We start from the raw sequence: 16,720 nt of genomic DNA, 5'->3' as shown, positions 1-16,720 counted from the left end.
AAAAGCAAGAAAAATTAATGTTGCTTTAATTGCCCATTCACGTACATTAGTAATTTTTGACTTGGCATTTGCCGCAATTCATTTACAAAAACTATTTGAGACTTAGCAGCTTGATAATATTTTGAATTTGATAATTTATTTTTAACAGGATTAGTGACGCCAAATATTTTGTTTTCTTCTAATTGAATAAAATGAAGTTCAAAGAATACTCGCAAAATAAAGAGAATGCTATCGTAACTTATTTTGATAAAATTACCTACTTTGCGATAGTCCTGCAGTGTAAGTCCGGGGTGAGAGTATATATATTTTAACAAAATTTCAAAATCTGATTTTTGCGGCAAATGTTGGACTGGCAGTTGATCCATCAGAAAGTGTAAATAAAGTTGTTCGTAACTATTGTTCAACGCAAAATCCAATTCTTTTTGATTGTGAGGTACATCAAGAAAAACTGCTACTTCCCCTTCATTGTCATAATCATTTACCAATGTAATTTTTGCAGGATCAATATCAAATAGACTAGAAGCAGAGTTTTTATTTCTTTTATCAAATAACAAATACCTGTCTGCAAAACCCATCACATATTTTTCATTGCGCAGATCAACCACTGGCTCAGGAACTGCTAATTTTGGTGCAGCAAAAATGATCCCCTTTATAATGCCTTGCAATTTTATTTGTTTACGAAAACAATTTTCCTGTAGCTCTAGGAATAGCTGATCTATATATGGCAAAAGAATTTTTGTAAGAAACTTCTTGTTAAATCCCACAACATCAACCTTATTATGGTCTTTACTAATGCTTAATTTGATATGATTTTTATCTTTACCCATGTAAAAACAGCTGTTAATTTTCGGATGAGTAATGCTAAAAATGGGTTTGACATTATCAGTTCCAAAAGGACCAACCTGTTTGATATCAGCTATAATTTGCAAATCAAGATGAGAAAAAGGTAGTTCACAATCATAATAACGAATATTTTGATTAAAAGTACCCGTAAAACTATCTTCAAATGATTTGCGTAAAGAGGAAATTTTGCTTTCGGTCATAGACAAGCCACACGCAAAATCGTGACCACCGAATTTCAGAAAAAGTTTATCCTTTAAAGGCTCTAAGGCGTTAAAAAGATTAAAACCATCTACAGACCTCCCCGAACCTTTGATAATTCCATCTTCATTCTTTGTCAGGACTATGGTTGGCTTATGAGTTTTCTCAACTAATTTATTTGCAACCAAGCCCAAAACCCCTTCATTGAACTTGGGATTATATAAAACTAAAGTTTTATCTCTTTGCCAACCATTATTTTTAATTTGATTAATACAAGATTGATAAACTTCAGCAGTTAAATTTTTACGTTCATCGTTTAGACCTTCAATCTTGTCTGCTATTTTTTCAGCTTCCTCGTCAGTCTCACATAATAGTAAGTCAACGTCTAAACTTGCATTGGCAAGTCTGCCCACAGCATTTAATCTTGGTGCAATATTAAAGCCAACATCAGTTTCATCAATGTGCCCCATTTGTAAACCGGCATTTTTTATAAGAGCCCTTAAGCCCGGCCGCTCAGTCTCATTAAGCATTTTTAAACCGCGTTTAACAATAATATGACCTTCTCCTGACACCTTGACCATATCTCCAATTGTGCCAATCATTGCCAGTTCCAATAATTCTGGCATTGAATCCTGCATTAAAGCTCGGCAAATAGTATAGGCCACTCCAGCACCACAATAATCATCAAACGGATATTTTTGGCCAGGGTAGTTGCAATGCACTAACGCATAGCTTTCAGGAACTTGCTCTTGAAATTTATGGTGATCTGTAATTATTGTATCTACACCTTTACTTTGGGCAAAAGCTACCTCGTCAACCCCAGTAATACCATTATCTACAGTAATAATCAGCTTAGTCCCATCTGCTACAATTTTCTCGTAAGACTCTAGATTTGGTCCATAGCCATCTTTAAAACGATCGGGAATGAAAAAATGAACATCGGCACCTAAAATGCCCAGTGTTTCCACCATAATAGTAGTGGCAGTAATGCCATCAGCATCGTAATCACCATAAATGGTAATTTTTTCGCCCGCATCAATTGCCTGGTTAATCCTGTCAACAGCTTTTTTCATATCGTGCATTAAATAGGGATCTGCTAAATCATCTTCAGTGGCATTAAACCAAAATTCAATTTTTGCTGCAGTATTTATTCCGCGCAAAGAAAGCAGCTTAGCCGTAATAGGGCTAAGCTGATACTTTTCAATCAATTCCGGAGCTAATTCTTCACCTTTACGCTCACGCCATTCAATCATACGTTTAATTCAGCCTTTTTATATTTATTTTCTATTTTGAATTTAAGTCATCATCATTCATTTTTAAAACAGCCATAAAAGCATCTTGAGGAATTTCAACATGACCTACTGCTTTCATCCGTTTTTTACCCCGCTTTTGCTTTTCAAGCAGTTTTGCCCTTCTATCAGGATCTCCCGTATGAATTTTCCAAGTAACATCCTTGCGGTAAGGCTTAACAGTGGCACGAGAAATAATTTTTGCTCCAATTGCCCCTTGAATATCAACTTCGAAGTTCTGCCGGGGAATTAATTTCTTGAGCATTGATGTCATTTGTCTTGCTCTATTTTGAGCTTCATCACGGTGAGCAATGAAACTAAGAGCATCGACCACTTGTTTATTCAACAGGATATCAATTTTAACTAAATCAGTTGCCCGATAACCCGTTATTTCATAATCAAGTGAGGCATAACCTTTAGTGGAAGATTTTAAATCATCAAAAAAATCATAAATAATTTCAGCTAGCGGCATATTGTAAATCACGTTAACTCGATATTTGTCTAAATAGTCCATAGTCACAAACTCGCCCCGTTTGCGTTGACACAATTCCATCACCGGACCAACAAAATCATTCGGGACCATCACTTCTGCTTTAACAAAAGGTTCCTGCACTTCCTTATATTCACCTGCAGACGGTAAATCAGAAGGATTATCAATTACTTTGGTCGTACCGTCATTCATAATCGCATGATAATCAACAGAAGGGGCAGTCATGATTAAGTCTAGGTCAAATTCCTGTTCTAGTCTTTCTTGGACCACATCCATATGAAGCAAGCCTAAAAAACCGCAACGAAATCCAAACCCAAGAGCGGTCGAAGTTTCGGGTTCAAACTCTAGAGCAGCATCATTTAGCTGCAGTTTTTGCAAAGCTTCTTTAAGATCATCGTATTTAGAATTATCAACGGGATACATACCTGAATAAACCATCGGTGGTATCTGACGATAACCGGGAAGTGCTTCAGCAGTTGGGTGCTCAGCCGAAGTAATAGTATCACCAACACGAGTTTCACGAACAGACTTAATGTTAGCAGTTAAATAACCAACATCCCCAGCAATTAGAATATCTTTTTTAACCGGGTGTGGACTGGAAACCCCAACTTCAGTAACTTCATATTCCTTACCGGTATTCATGATTTTTATTTTATCGCCGGGTTTAACCGTACCTTCTTCAATCCGCACAGATAAAACAACACCGCGATAGTCATCATATTTTGAATCAAAAATCAACGCTTTTAACGGTGCTTGGAGATCTCCATTAGGAGCTGGTATATCTTTAACTATGCGTTCAAGCAACTCCTTAATTCCCTGCCCAGTTTTACCGGAAACTTCAACAGCGTCGGAAGCATCTAACCCCAACATTTCTGTGATTTCCTCTTTAGCCTGCTCCGGATTAGCTGAAGGCAGATCAATTTTATTTATAACAGGCAGAATTTCCAAGTCATCATCAATTGCTAAATAGGTATTGGCCAAAGTTTGTGCTTGTACACCCTGTGAAGCATCTACAACTAACAGTGCACCTTCACAAGCCGCTAAGGAACGGGAAACCTCATAAGAAAAATCTACGTGTCCTGGTGTATCAATTAGATGAAAAATGTAGTCTTCGCCATCTTGCGCATGATATTTAATTTCTACTGAGTTCATCTTGATGGTGATGCCGCGTTGGCGTTCCAGCGGCATATCGTCTAACATCTGATTTTTTAATTGGCGTTCAGATACCGTATCAGTCAACTCTAAAATTCGATCGGCAATCGTCGATTTACCATGATCAATATGAGCTACAATAGAAAAATTGCGAATACGCTTCTGATAATCTTGTAATTTTGTTATGTCCATATATAATTTGCACCCTTTACTCTATCTTTATTATTATAACAAATTCGTAAGCACCTATAAAATTAATTAGGGTAAAGAAATTACTTATCAAACTTAAAGGACTAATCCCTCTAATTTTGAAGAATTAGTCCTTTAGTTAAACTTTCAAATAATACTAATAATATCTTGCGATGCCATTTTTATCTAGCTTGCCATTTTCTTTAAAAAGTCTCATATAATCTTTGAATTCTTTTTTTGCCCAGCAAGGAGCACTGGATTTAATTGACAAACCAGTATCATTTTGACACCAGTATTTATAACCTTTTGGGCAACTCAACATCATAATTCTCCACTTTGAAGACCATCATTTAAAGTAATAATAGCATATTTTTATTGCAACTTTTCCTTTAATCTCTCAAAGAATCCCTTTTCTTGTGGTGTTATTGAACCACCACCGGCTTTAACGAAATCAACCAGGGCCTGTTTCTGTTTTTCATTAATTGATTTTGGAATCTGTACTTGAACAGTGGTAATTTGATCGCCATTACCGTTGCCACGCAAATACGGCACACCTTCACCGTGTATGGTAAATTCTTTGTTAGGTTGTGTACCAGCAGGAATTTTCAACTTCTTTTCTCCATGCACAGTTTTAACATTAATTTCATCGCCTAAAGTTGCCTGCGCAAACGATATTGGAACAGTAGTATAAATAGTAGTTCCTTTACGCTCGAAATCTTTTGATGGTTTGATGCGATAACTGATATAAAGGTCACCATAAGGGCCACCATTTTTACCTGCTTCTCCCTGGCCTTCATAACGTAATTGTTGACCATTATCAATTCCGGCGGGAATATTAACTTCAATGGTATTTTTATTATCAATTACGCCTTTACCATGACATGTCTGGCAAGGATGCTCGATGATTACTCCCTTACCATGACATTTGTCGCAAACTGTCTGACGACGAATAACTCCCAACAAAGATTTTTGGGTGATAGTCATATAACCAGTACCATGACATTTATCACAGGTTAGCGGGTGCGTTCCTTTTTCAGCACCATTACCTTTACATGTAGGACAGGTTTCACTGCGTGTGTATGAAACTTGAGTCTTTTTACCAGTAATAGCATCCATAAAATCAATGGACAAAGTATAGTCTAAGTCTTCACCACGAGTTGGCGCAGTTGGGTTGGCGCGACGCTGACTACCACCAGTATCTCCACCAAAGAAGTCATTGAAAATATCGCCAAAATCACCAAAGCCACCAAAATCACTATATCCTTGACCTGCACCGCCAAAGCCACCTTGACCATTAACTCCGGCGGATCCAAACTGGTCATATTGTGCTTTCTTTTGCTTGTCATGCAAAACTTCGTAAGCTTCATTAACCTTCTTATACTTTTCCTCAGCACCGGGTTCATGGTTTAAATCAGGGTGGTATTTTTTGGCAAGTTTACGATAAGCAGAGGTAATTTCCTTATCACTGGCATTGCGATCAACACCAAGAACGCTATAGTAATCTTCTTGTGCCATCTATAAGCTCCTTAACTTTACAAAAGAAAAGAACTACTATTTGGCAGTTCTTTTCTAATTTATTCAATTATAAACCCTTTACTTATCTGGGTCTACCTTATGAAACTCGCCTTCACCTGCGGAACCACTGCCTGAATTACCATCTTGGGAACCAGGATTTTGTGGTCCTGCCTGAGGTCCAGCTTGTCCTTGTGCACCTTGAGCCCCGCCATTAGCTTGGTACAATTTGACTGCTAAGTCTTGGGCAACTTTAGACAATTCATCCTTCTTGGTCTTCATCTCATCCAAGTTGTTGTCCTTTTGAGCCTTCTTCAGAGCATCGAGTGCATCTTGAACTTTCTTAGTATCATCTTCTGATACCTTGCCTTTGACATCCTTCAAAGTCTTTTCTGTTGAGAAGATTAATTGATCGACTTCATTACGAAGGTCAACTTCTTCTTTCTTCTTCTTATCCTCTTCAGCATGTTCTTCAGCTTCTTTTTGCATCTTCTTAATTTCTTCATCGGATAAACCGGATGAACTCTTAATGGTAATCTTTTGTTCTTTACCAGTTCCCATATCCTTAGCAGAAACATTAACGATGCCGTTTTTGTCAATATCAAAAGTGACTTGAATTTGTGGCACACCACGAGGAGCTGCAGGAATATCAGTTAATTCGAAGCGACCTAATGTCTTATCATCGGCAGCCATTGGGCGTTCACCCTGCAAGACGTGGACATCAACAGCAGGTTGATTGTCGGCAGCAGTAGAAAAGATTTGACTCTTTGAAGTTGGAATTGTCGTATTCTTTTCAATTAACTTGGTGAATACGCCACCCATGGTTTCAATACCTAGCGAAAGTGGAGTAACATCGAGTAAAACAACGTCCTTAACGTCACCAGAAATGACACCACCTTGAATTGCGGCACCTAACGCAACAGCTTCGTCAGGATTAATTGAGTGATCAGGCTCTTTTCCTGCCCACTTCTTAACTGCATCTTGAACAGCAGGAATACGAGTTGAACCACCGTTTAAAATAACCTTGTCAATATCATTAACTGTTAATTCAGCATCTTTCAAAGCATTATCAAATGGAATTTTAGTCTTTTCAACTAAATCAGCAGTCAATTCGTCAAATTTTGCTCTAGTTAAATCAGCTTCCAAATGTAATGGACCAGATTCACCAGCCGAGATAAATGGTAATGAAATGTGAGTTGAAGACACACCAGAAAGATCTTTCTTAGCCTTTTCAGCAGCATCCTTTAACCTTTGCAAAGCCATTTTATCTTTAGAAAGGTCAACACCATTTTCATCTTTAAAGTTCTTAATCAACCAATCAATAATCTTGTTATCGAAGTCATCACCACCAAGGTGAGTATCACCATTAGTTGAAAGTACTTGGAAGACTCCGTCACCTAATTGCAAAACGGAAACATCAAAAGTACCACCACCAAGGTCGTAAACTAAAACTTTTTCGTCTTCAGCATCTTTGTCAAGGCCATACGCAAGTGAAGATGCAGTAGGTTCGTTAATTATTCTCTTAACGTCTAAGCCCGCAATTTTACCGGCATCCTTAGTAGCTTGACGTTGAGCATCATTAAAGTATGCCGGAACGGTAATAACTGCTTCGGTAACCTTCTCACCAAGATAATCTTCAGAGAATTTCTTGATATATTGCAAAATCATAGCAGAAATTTCTTGCGGTGTGTATGCTTTATCACCAATCTTGACCTTATAATCAGCTTCACCCATGTGACGCTTAATTGAAGAAATAGTATTTGGGTTAGTAATAGCTTGTCTCTTAGCAACTTCACCGACTTGAATTTCTCCATCCTTGAAAGCTACTACTGAAGGAGTTGTCCGATTTCCTTCAGGGTTAGTAATAATTTTTGGTTCCTTACCCTCAAGAACAGCAACCGCTGAGTTGGTAGTTCCGAGGTCAATTCCGATAACTTTTGACATTGATATGCTTCCTTTCAATTATTGTGCTACAACAACCATTGCTGGTCTTAAAGTACGATCTTTGTATAAGTATCCTTTTTGCAAAACACGCACAACATGATCTTTTTGATCCTCATTTTCAGCTTCAACTGTCTGGACAGCTTGGTGCAAATTGGGATCAAACTTCACACCTTCAGCAGTGATTTCACTAATTCCGTGATCTTTCATGGCTTTAACCAGAGAATCAAGTGTCATTTGCACTCCCTTTTTAAGCTGCTTTGAAGCTTCATCATCAACCTTTGTTGCCAAAGCTCTTTCTAAATTATCCATCGCTGGTAAAACATCTTTGGCTAAGGATTGTGATTCATATTTAATAAGCTGCGCTCTTTCATTATTATAACGATTTTGCATATTTTGCATTTCTGCTTGACTGCGCAAGTACTTATCTTCCAAATCGTCTTTTTCTTTTTGCAACTGAGTCAAATTATGCTGTAATTTACTTTCTAAAGATTCAGGTTTCTTTTTTTCGTTAGCCTTAGTTTGAGAATCCTTTTTAGTTTCTTTTGATGCAGCCGCTTCCTTTTGCTCTTTTTTTGAGTTTTTACTATTATTTTCTTCTTTACTCACGGCTAACCTCCTTTATTTGAATCTACCATAATAATCAAGCAGCTTTTTAGATAGCTCGTTTCTAAAATATTCAAGTAATCCTATAACTTGAGAATACGGCATATTATCAGGGCCAAGTAGAGCAATTATACCTTTCCCATGGGTACCAACACTGTACTCTGCCGTAAGCAGACTATAATCCTTTAACAGATCATTGGACAATTCAGATCCTAAGCTAACCCGAACAGGATAACGGTCACTTTTAGAATTTTGCTCGCGATCCAAAAGACTGGATATCAAATCATTATGCTCAATCATTTCATATAATGAACGCAAATTAGAAACATCGCTTAAAGAAATATTATTGAGTAAATTAATCTGACCATCGACATACATTTGCTCGCTGGCAGCATCACTAATCACATCTTCAACTAAATCTATTAATTCAGAAACATGAGCAGCTTTTAGTTTTTTTCCTAAGGTCTTCTTGAGAAAACCTGGTGTAACTTGATCTAAGGTTTTTCCAACCAGTTCATCGTTAATCATACGTACGGCACGCTCAATGTCATCACCATGAATATTGTTTGGTAAGCTATAAACCTGGTCATGAACATCACCATCACTAGTACCTAGAATAGCCATAATTTGTCTGCTAAATAAAGGCACAATCCGAAAACCTGTAATAGTTAAATCACTATTTTCAGGTCCTTCCGCAAATGCAGTGTAATTTGTTAAGTCAGACAAAATTTTAACCGCTTCTTGTACGATGTCATTTACTTGATGAAACGGCTGATCAAGCTGATTAATGATTTTCTTGTAAACAGAAGATGAAATTTGTAAAGGCTCAACTAAATTGTCAAGATAGTAACGGTACCCTTCAGTTGAAGGTACACGACCACTTGACAAATGAGTTTTTTCAATCAAACCTTTATCTTCTAAAATCGCCATTTCATTACGAATAGTTGCGCTTGAAACTTTGATAGGCAACTGATTCATGACTGTCTTAGAGCCAACAGGATCATGTGTCTGCGTAAAATCATTGATAATAGTTTTTAAAATTAATTCTTGACGTTCGGTCAACATAAATATCGCCCTCACTTTTAGCACTCAATCCTATTAGGTGCTAACAATTAATATGATACTAGCTTTTAGCAGAATGTCAAGTTGAGTGCTAACTTTTTTACAAAAAACATTCATCTCTTTAAAATCAATTATACTAATCAATATTTGCAAAATAAGTCTTAATTTCTGACTCGTCAGCGCTCATTTGTTTTTTTAGATCCTTCAGGTTATCAAATTTAATTTCACCACGGGTATACTTATACCATTTAATTATTATTTCTTCATCATAGGCTTCTTGATCGAATCCAAATAAATTTGATTCAATATAAAGTTTTTTACCTTCATTAATCGTGACGTTATAGCCCACACTTGTCATAGAGTCATACCACTTACCTTTAATCTTGGTCTTAGTAGCGTATACTCCAATTTTAGGAACAACTTTGTCCTTAGGCCAAACGAGATTCGCAGTGGGAAAACCAAGCTTATGACCATTACGTAAACCGTGACCCACATAGCCCGACATAACATACGGAAATCCTAATAACTTTGCAGCCAATTCCATATCCCCACTGGTGATGGCCCTTTTAATTTCGGTAGAGCCGATTTTTTGGCCATCATACGACTGCTTTGGAACATCAATAATATTGAATCTTCCTTTGGCAAATTTAGGGAAGTTTTTCATATTGGCAATCTGCTTGGGACCATAAGTATAGTCAAAACCAGCTACAACTGTATCGGCATTTAATTTGACAATAATCTTATCAACAAATTCCTGTGCAGTCAGTTTGCTAAATGCATCATTGAAATGCATCACGAGCAAAAAATCAACTTTTAGTTTCTGCATTTTATAAGCTTTTTCAGCTAGTGTATCAATATAACTAACTTCTTTATTTTGATAAATTTCTTTAGGATGCCGATCAAATGTCATTACTACTAATGGTAAATTCTTTTGAATTGCTTTTTCTTTTGCGATTTTGATTAATTCTTGATGACCACGATGAACGCCATCAAAAAACCCTAAAACAAGAATTATTTTTTGAGGAATAATATTTTCCTTAAACGGGTAAGTTAAATGGATAATTTCCACAATAAGACCTTCATTCACTTATTCATTTTGTAAAAGCATTAAATAAGGGCGATACATGGTACCATCTTTCTGATAAATTGCCTTAACGCTATTATTGTACCGTAATGCCACCTTTTTTGCATTCGTTTTCAAAGAAATCGTTGCACCATTTTTAACTTTGACCCACAGATCTGTATCAATATCCTCATGGACATAACTAGTAAAGAAAGAATCGATTGGTTGAAGCAATGCAGTTACCAAATTAGGATTTTTGGTAATTTCAGTCAATTTAACAGCTTGATCTATATCAAAGCCAGAACTAGAAGTGCGACGCAAATTTTTCATTACTGCTGGCACACCAAGTTTTGTTCCCAAATCATTTATTAAAGAACGAACATAGGTCCCTTTGCTGCATTCAATTTCAAAATCAAAAACCTCTTGACCATTTTCTTTATCAAAAACAGGTTCATTTGTAAGATCATAAGAAAAAATTTCAACCTGCCTTTTAGGCCTTTCAACTTTAATACCTGCTCTTGCATATTCATACAAGTGCTTGCCATTTACTCGGACGGCCGAATAAACAGGTGGTACCTGCTCTATCTTGCCCACAAACTCTTGCATAGCTTTTTGAATTTGATTTGCTTTAACTTCGGTAGAAATTTTTTTAAAATCTGTTTTTTTGCCACTAATATCGTAACTATCGGTGGCAAAGCCTAAAATTCCTTGACCTATGTATTTTTTGTTTTCCTCATGCATCAGTTCAATCAATTTTGTGGCCTGACCGATTGCAATTGGTAGCACTCCCGTAACATCAGGATCCAGGGTACCAGCATGACCCATTTTTTTAATATGCAACACTTTGCGTAAATGATAGACTACGTCGGCACTTGTCATACCCTTATCCTTATCTATCACTAAAATACCATTTAACATTTTTTAATACCTTAACCATGAAAAAAGCGCTTCACAGCGCTTTTCTTAATTATTGCGATTTGCATCCTGCTTTTTTACTTCAGCGATTAACTGATCAATTTTACTTCCATATTTAACTGAATTATCTCGTTTAAAAATTAATTCGGGAACTTTATAAACAGTTAGGACTTGCCCTAACAAATGCCTCATCATTCCCTTAGCCTTATTTAAACCAGCAGCCGCTTCTTCTTCTTTTTTAGAATCTTCAGAAAGAATACTGTAGTATACAGTAGCATAAGAGAGATCATTTGTACATTCAACCGCTGTAATTGTAACATCATTAACTCGTGGGTCACGAATATTTTTGCGTAAAATTTTCGTCAATTCACGGAGGATTTCTCCTTCAACACGACCTATTCTGTGTTTCATACTTTCCTCCCAGTTAACTTATTCAGGCTTAACTTCCTGTTTTTCGACGGCTTCCATTTCGTCACCAATCTTAATATCATTATAGCCCTCAATAGTTAAACCACAATCGAATCCTTGCTTAACAATCTTGGCATCATCTTTGAACCGTTTGAGTGACGCAACTTTTCCAGTATAAATAACAACTCCATCACGAATCAAATTGATTTCAGAATCTTTTGAAACATATCCGGAATCAACAAATGCACCAGCAATCGTCCCAACTTTAGAAACTTTCCAAGTTTCACGTACAGTCAGATTACCGACAACCTTATCTTCATAAGTTGGTTCAAGCATACCCTTCATGGCAGCTTTAACATCATCAATTGCCTTATAAATTATACTATACAGTCGGATATCTACTCCATCTGCTTCAGCTTGAGATTTAGCAGTAGCGGTTGGACGAACATTAAAGCCAATAATAAAGGCATTCGAAGCTCCTGCTAATGTAACATCCGATTCATTTACTGCACCTACACCCGCATGAATAATATTAACACGAACACCTTCAACTTCTATCTTTTCAAGCGATTGTTGTAAAGCTTCTACTGAACCTTGTACATCTGCTTTTAAGACAACGTCTACTTCTTTCATGTTTTCTTTCTTCATCGTGTCAAATAAGTTATCAAGAGTAACATGTTGGACATTTTCACGAGACTGTTGTAAAGCTTGCTGTGCTCTTTGCTCACCAACGCTTCTTGCTGTCTTTTCATCATCAAAGACAACTATCTTATCGGCTGATTCAGGCACATCATTTAGTCCAGTAATTTCAACTGGCATAGATGGAGTCGCTTTTTCTACCTGACGACCGCGGTCATTCGTCATAACACGAACCCTACCAAAGCGATTTCCAACAACAATTGGATCACCAACTTTTAATGTACCTTGTTGAACTAGAAGGTCAGCAACTGGTCCACGTCCACGGGAAAGCCGAGCTTCAATAACGGTGCCGATAGCCTTTTGCGTAGGATCTGCCTGCAATTCCATGACATCTGCCTGTAAGAGAATCATTTGTAAAAGTTCATCAACATTTTCACCAGTTTTGGCAGAAATGTTTACAAAAATAGTGTCACCACCATAATTCTCCGGAATCAAATTGTATTTCATTAACTGTTCAGTAACATGTTCAGGATTTGCACCTGGTACATCCATCTTGTTAATTGCAACAATAATTGGAACCTTAGCACTTTTAGCATGGTCAATAGCTTCAACAGTTTGTGGCATAACTCCATCGTCTGCAGCTACAACCAGTACAACAATGTCGGTGATTTCAGCACCACGTTCACGCATATTAGAAAATGCTGCATGTCCAGGCGTATCTAAAAATGTGATTGGCTTATTATCAACTCTTACCTGATAGGCACCGATTTTCTGCGTAATGCCACCAGCTTCATGAGCAGACACGTGAGTATGACGCAAACGATCAAGTAAAGTAGTCTTACCATGATCAACATGTCCCATAATCGTAACTACAGGCGGACGCTTGGTCTGATGCTTAGATTCCTTAGAAGCAGCCATTCTCTTATCATAAAGAGTATCAATGTCAGATATATCTTCATGAACTTTTTCTTTGGCATTGATATTATATTCAGCAGCTACTAATTCTATTGCATCTTTATCAAGTGACTGATTTTGATTAGTCATCACACCTAACATAAATAGTTTTTTAACTATTTCAGCTGGTTCACGGTGCAACAATTTACCCAAATCTTGAGCATTCATACCAACTTCGTACACCAGTGTTTCTGGTAACGGACGTTCTTTTCTCTGAGTTGGCTGTTTCTTTGGTACCTGTTCAAATTGCTTTTTCTTATTCTTGCGTTTGCGTTTTTCTTGATGCTTAGAATAATTATTGGCACCAAAAGTTTGATTTTTACCTTTTCTGCCAGGTTTACCTGAATTACGGCCGTGACCATTACCACGACGCTTTTCTTCTTTTGCTGGTTCAGGTGCACTATTTGTATCTAAGGCTTTAGGCTTATTAACTGGACTTGCCTTTTGTTTATTCTTCATTCTGGCAGGTGAAGGCTTAATTATTTTTGGACCAGTTACTTTAGGTGCAGTAGACTCTGTTTTGATAACTTTGTTTTCTGATTTAGAAACAACTTTGTTATCTTCACCAGAAGATTTTTTAGCCTTAGTTTGGTCTTCATTATATGACTTCTGTACTTTTTCACTTTGACGGTTTAATTTCTTTTCGTCCACACGTTGTTTTTGTTTCAACTGTTTTAATAAATCCTGTGCTACCGGCTTTGAAGCCTTTTGACTTGGGTTAGTACCTTGTTTATTACGATCTTGAGCCTGTCTTGATCTATTGTTAGATCTGTGAAAATTGTTGGTTCTTTTGTTGTTCTTGTTACCCTTATTTTCCTCATGCTTTTTTTCATTTTTGCGAATTGAGGTAACGGAAATTTTGATTTTACTGCTCTTTTTCGCAGGTTTCTCTTGCTTTTGCGCGGGAGCGGAGCTACGAAAACTATCTTTTAATTGATTTACTTGTGAATCTTCAAGTGATGACATATGATTTTTAACATCAAGGCCCAGGTCCTTAGCCTTATTGACCACAATTTTATTATCGATGCCTAATTCTTTTGCCAATTCATAAATTCTTGTTTTAGCCATCAAATCACACTCCTTCATCTATTTTTTGTAACAATGCTTTGCAGAAACCAGTATCAGTAATTCCTAAAACCTTTCGCTTTTTTCCTATCGCTTGGGAAATTTCATTACTATTAAACTCGTTAATAATAAAAACGTCATTTTGTTTCCCAACTTTAGATATTTTTGCAGTGGTATCTGCATGACTATCTTGAGCTAAAATAATTAGTTTGACCTTTTTGGCTTTTGTGCCCACAGTAACAATTTCGGATCCTGAAACTAATTTTCCAGCTTTTTGACATAGTCCCAACAAGTTCAATGCTTTTTGTCTATTTTGCAAATCTATTTATCACCAAACAATTCTTTTCTCGCCTTTTGATGGTCAACATATGAGTAAAGTTCCTGGTAAAACTCTTTAGGCACTTTTGTTCCTAAACTGCGCTCAATTAAACCTTTCTCTTGAGCATTTTTGATCTGACTAGGATCAAGCGAAACATACGCTCCTCTACCAGGTTTTTTACCAGTAGGATCTACTGAGATATTCTTTTCTTTGTCAACTACAATACGCACCAATTCTTTTTTAGGCTGCATAGTATTAGTTAACAAGTCTTTTCGCATTGGAATCTTTCTTTTTTTCAAAAGTTTCACCTCTTGCTTTAATTTTCAGTAGAATCTACTGTTTCACCATCAGTAACTTTATCTTGTAGCTCATCTTCAGATTCGGTTTCTTCAGAATTTGTTGACTCTGCATCTGATTCATCGTCCTCAACAAAGTCACTATTTATTTTTGCAGCAGAATCTGAACTATCTTCAACTGAATCATCAGCTTCAGCTTGTTCATTTTCTCTTTCAGCTTGATCACTGCTTTCATCGACAAATTCCACTTCAGATTCCGGTCTAATATCTATCTTATAGCCAGTCAATCTGGCAGCTAAACGTACATTCTGTCCTTTTTTACCAATTGCAAGTGACAGCTGGTAATCAGGAACAATTACTAAAGCACTTTTTTCATTGTCTTCATCTCCAAATTGCACGGCAATTACTTCAGCAGGATTCAAAGCATTAGCAATGTAGTCTGATGGATCTTCTTCGTATTTAACTACATCAATATTTTCACCGTCAAGTTCATTAACTACATTTTGTACTCTGGCTCCTCTTTGACCAACGCATGTACCTACTGGATCAATATTAGGATCGTTAGATTTTACAGCAATCTTGGTCCTGTCTCCTGCTTCACGAGCAATTGAGACCACTTCAACAGTTCCATCATAAATTTCAGGTACTTCCTGTTCAAAGAGCCTTTTTACCATATCAGGGGCAGTTCGTGAAACCGTAATCTGTGCACCCTTTGAATCTGAACCAACATGAGTAACCAAAACTCGAATTTGATCCTGTGGATTATAGCTTTCACCTGGCATCTGATCGTTACGCGGCATAACTGCTTCAACATTACCAATTTTAACATAAACGAAACGATTATCACGTCTTTCAACAGTGCCTGTTATTAATTCATCTTCGTACTGAGAATACTCATCAATAATATGATTTCTCTCTGCCTCACGCAAATGTTGCATAATAACTTGTTTAGCCGTTTGTGCCGCAATTCTACCGAAATTTTTAGGTGCAACTTCGAAACGAATTTTATCACCAAGTTCATATGCCCGATTAATTGTTAAAGCATCCTTTAAACTGATTTCCAACCTTTCATCATGAACTTCTTCAACGACAGTCTTTTCAGTCATCAGCTTAAAGTCGCCTTTACGTTCATCAAATTCAACTATGACATTTGTTGCCTGATTATAATTTTTCTTATATGCAGCAACCAGTGCTGCTTTGATCGCTTCAACAATTACATCTTGTTTTATACCCTTTGTTTTTTCTAGAGTAGCGAAGGCTTCAAGCATTTCCTTAGACATAAATTTTAATCAACCTTTCTAAAACTCAATTGCGAAACGAATGCTTGCAATTGTTTTACGGGGAAGTGATAAAACTTTCTTTTTAGTTTTTACCTTTATTTCAAGTTCGATTTCGCTATCATTATAAGATTTTAAAGTCCCCTCATATTCTTTGCCACCTTCAACTTTCTGGTATAACTTTACATGCACATATTCATTTAAAGCTTTTTGCCAATCAGTCTCATTTTTGATTGGCCTCTCGATACCAGGAGAAGAAACCTCCAAAACATAAGGATCAGGGAACGGATCGGGTTGTATCTGATCAAGCTTTGCAGATAATAATTCACTTAACCCTGCAATTTCATCCATATCAATACCATTTTCTCGATCAACATATATTCTTAAATAGTTTTGACCCTTCTCTTTAACGTATTCTATATCAACAAACTCATCATTGCGTTCTGCAATAATCGGTTTAATTTCTTTAAGAACAGAATCTTTAACTTTCGCCAAGTACTTT

General features: G+C 36.8%; 15 protein-coding genes. All 15 read right to left on the bottom strand.

From position 1 onward, the window contains the following. Positions 1-14: 14 nt before the first annotated feature. A complete protein-coding gene (gene recJ, locus H3U49_RS01355; RefSeq protein WP_198179570.1) occupies positions 15-2,291 on the bottom strand; it encodes a single-stranded-DNA-specific exonuclease RecJ in 2,277 nt (758 codons plus the stop codon). A 34-nt stretch (positions 2,292-2,325) separates the two neighbouring features. After that, complete coding sequence (lepA, locus tag H3U49_RS01350; protein ID WP_198179079.1) at positions 2,326-4,164, bottom strand: translation elongation factor 4; 1,839 nt, start codon at positions 4,162-4,164, stop codon at positions 2,326-2,328. Between the two features lie 154 nt (positions 4,165-4,318). Next, entirely contained in the window at positions 4,319-4,483 is a 165-nt protein-coding gene (locus H3U49_RS01345; protein WP_198179077.1) for a hypothetical protein, read from the bottom strand. 50 nt (positions 4,484-4,533) lie between these two features. Then, entirely contained in the window at positions 4,534-5,676 is a 1,143-nt protein-coding gene (dnaJ, locus tag H3U49_RS01340; RefSeq protein WP_198179075.1) for a molecular chaperone DnaJ, read from the bottom strand. 78 nt (positions 5,677-5,754) lie between these two features. Then, entirely contained in the window at positions 5,755-7,617 is a 1,863-nt protein-coding gene (gene dnaK, locus H3U49_RS01335; protein ID WP_198179074.1) for a molecular chaperone DnaK, read from the bottom strand. 18 nt (positions 7,618-7,635) lie between these two features. Further along, the gene (gene grpE / locus H3U49_RS01330; protein WP_198179072.1) at positions 7,636-8,223 is read right to left on the bottom strand and encodes a nucleotide exchange factor GrpE; all 588 of its coding nucleotides are present in this window, start codon (positions 8,221-8,223) and stop codon (positions 7,636-7,638) included. Positions 8,224-8,235: 12 nt separating this feature from the next. Further along, complete coding sequence (gene hrcA / locus H3U49_RS01325; RefSeq protein WP_198179070.1) at positions 8,236-9,285, bottom strand: heat-inducible transcriptional repressor HrcA; 1,050 nt, start codon at positions 9,283-9,285, stop codon at positions 8,236-8,238. A gap of 133 nt (positions 9,286-9,418) precedes the next feature. Beyond that, positions 9,419-10,351, bottom strand: coding sequence for a riboflavin biosynthesis protein RibF (gene ribF / locus H3U49_RS01320; protein ID WP_198179068.1), 933 nt, complete (start codon positions 10,349-10,351; stop codon positions 9,419-9,421). 18 nt (positions 10,352-10,369) lie between these two features. Beyond that, entirely contained in the window at positions 10,370-11,263 is an 894-nt protein-coding gene (gene truB / locus H3U49_RS01315) for a tRNA pseudouridine(55) synthase TruB (protein ID WP_198179066.1), read from the bottom strand. 45 nt (positions 11,264-11,308) lie between these two features. Beyond that, the gene (locus tag H3U49_RS01310) at positions 11,309-11,671 is read right to left on the bottom strand and encodes a ribosome-binding factor A (protein ID WP_034979538.1); all 363 of its coding nucleotides are present in this window, start codon (positions 11,669-11,671) and stop codon (positions 11,309-11,311) included. Between the two features lie 18 nt (positions 11,672-11,689). Continuing rightward, complete coding sequence (infB, locus tag H3U49_RS01305) at positions 11,690-14,329, bottom strand: translation initiation factor IF-2 (protein ID WP_198179064.1); 2,640 nt, start codon at positions 14,327-14,329, stop codon at positions 11,690-11,692. A 4-nt stretch (positions 14,330-14,333) separates the two neighbouring features. Continuing rightward, complete coding sequence (locus H3U49_RS01300) at positions 14,334-14,645, bottom strand: ribosomal L7Ae/L30e/S12e/Gadd45 family protein (RefSeq protein WP_198179062.1); 312 nt, start codon at positions 14,643-14,645, stop codon at positions 14,334-14,336. Between the two features lie 2 nt (positions 14,646-14,647). After that, complete coding sequence (gene rnpM / locus H3U49_RS01295) at positions 14,648-14,944, bottom strand: RNase P modulator RnpM (RefSeq protein ID WP_141639320.1); 297 nt, start codon at positions 14,942-14,944, stop codon at positions 14,648-14,650. Between the two features lie 17 nt (positions 14,945-14,961). Beyond that, on the bottom strand, positions 14,962-16,221 hold the full coding sequence (gene nusA / locus H3U49_RS01290) for a transcription termination factor NusA (RefSeq protein WP_198179060.1): 1,260 nt from the start codon (positions 16,219-16,221) through the stop codon (positions 14,962-14,964). A gap of 18 nt (positions 16,222-16,239) precedes the next feature. Beyond that, complete coding sequence (gene rimP, locus H3U49_RS01285) at positions 16,240-16,713, bottom strand: ribosome maturation factor RimP (RefSeq protein ID WP_198179058.1); 474 nt, start codon at positions 16,711-16,713, stop codon at positions 16,240-16,242. Positions 16,714-16,720 lie beyond the last annotated feature (7 nt).

This window comes from Lactobacillus sp. W8174, assembly GCF_016100975.1.
Classification (GTDB): domain Bacteria; phylum Bacillota; class Bacilli; order Lactobacillales; family Lactobacillaceae; genus Lactobacillus; species Lactobacillus juensis.
This window is presented reverse-complemented; position numbering and strand designations above follow the sequence as displayed.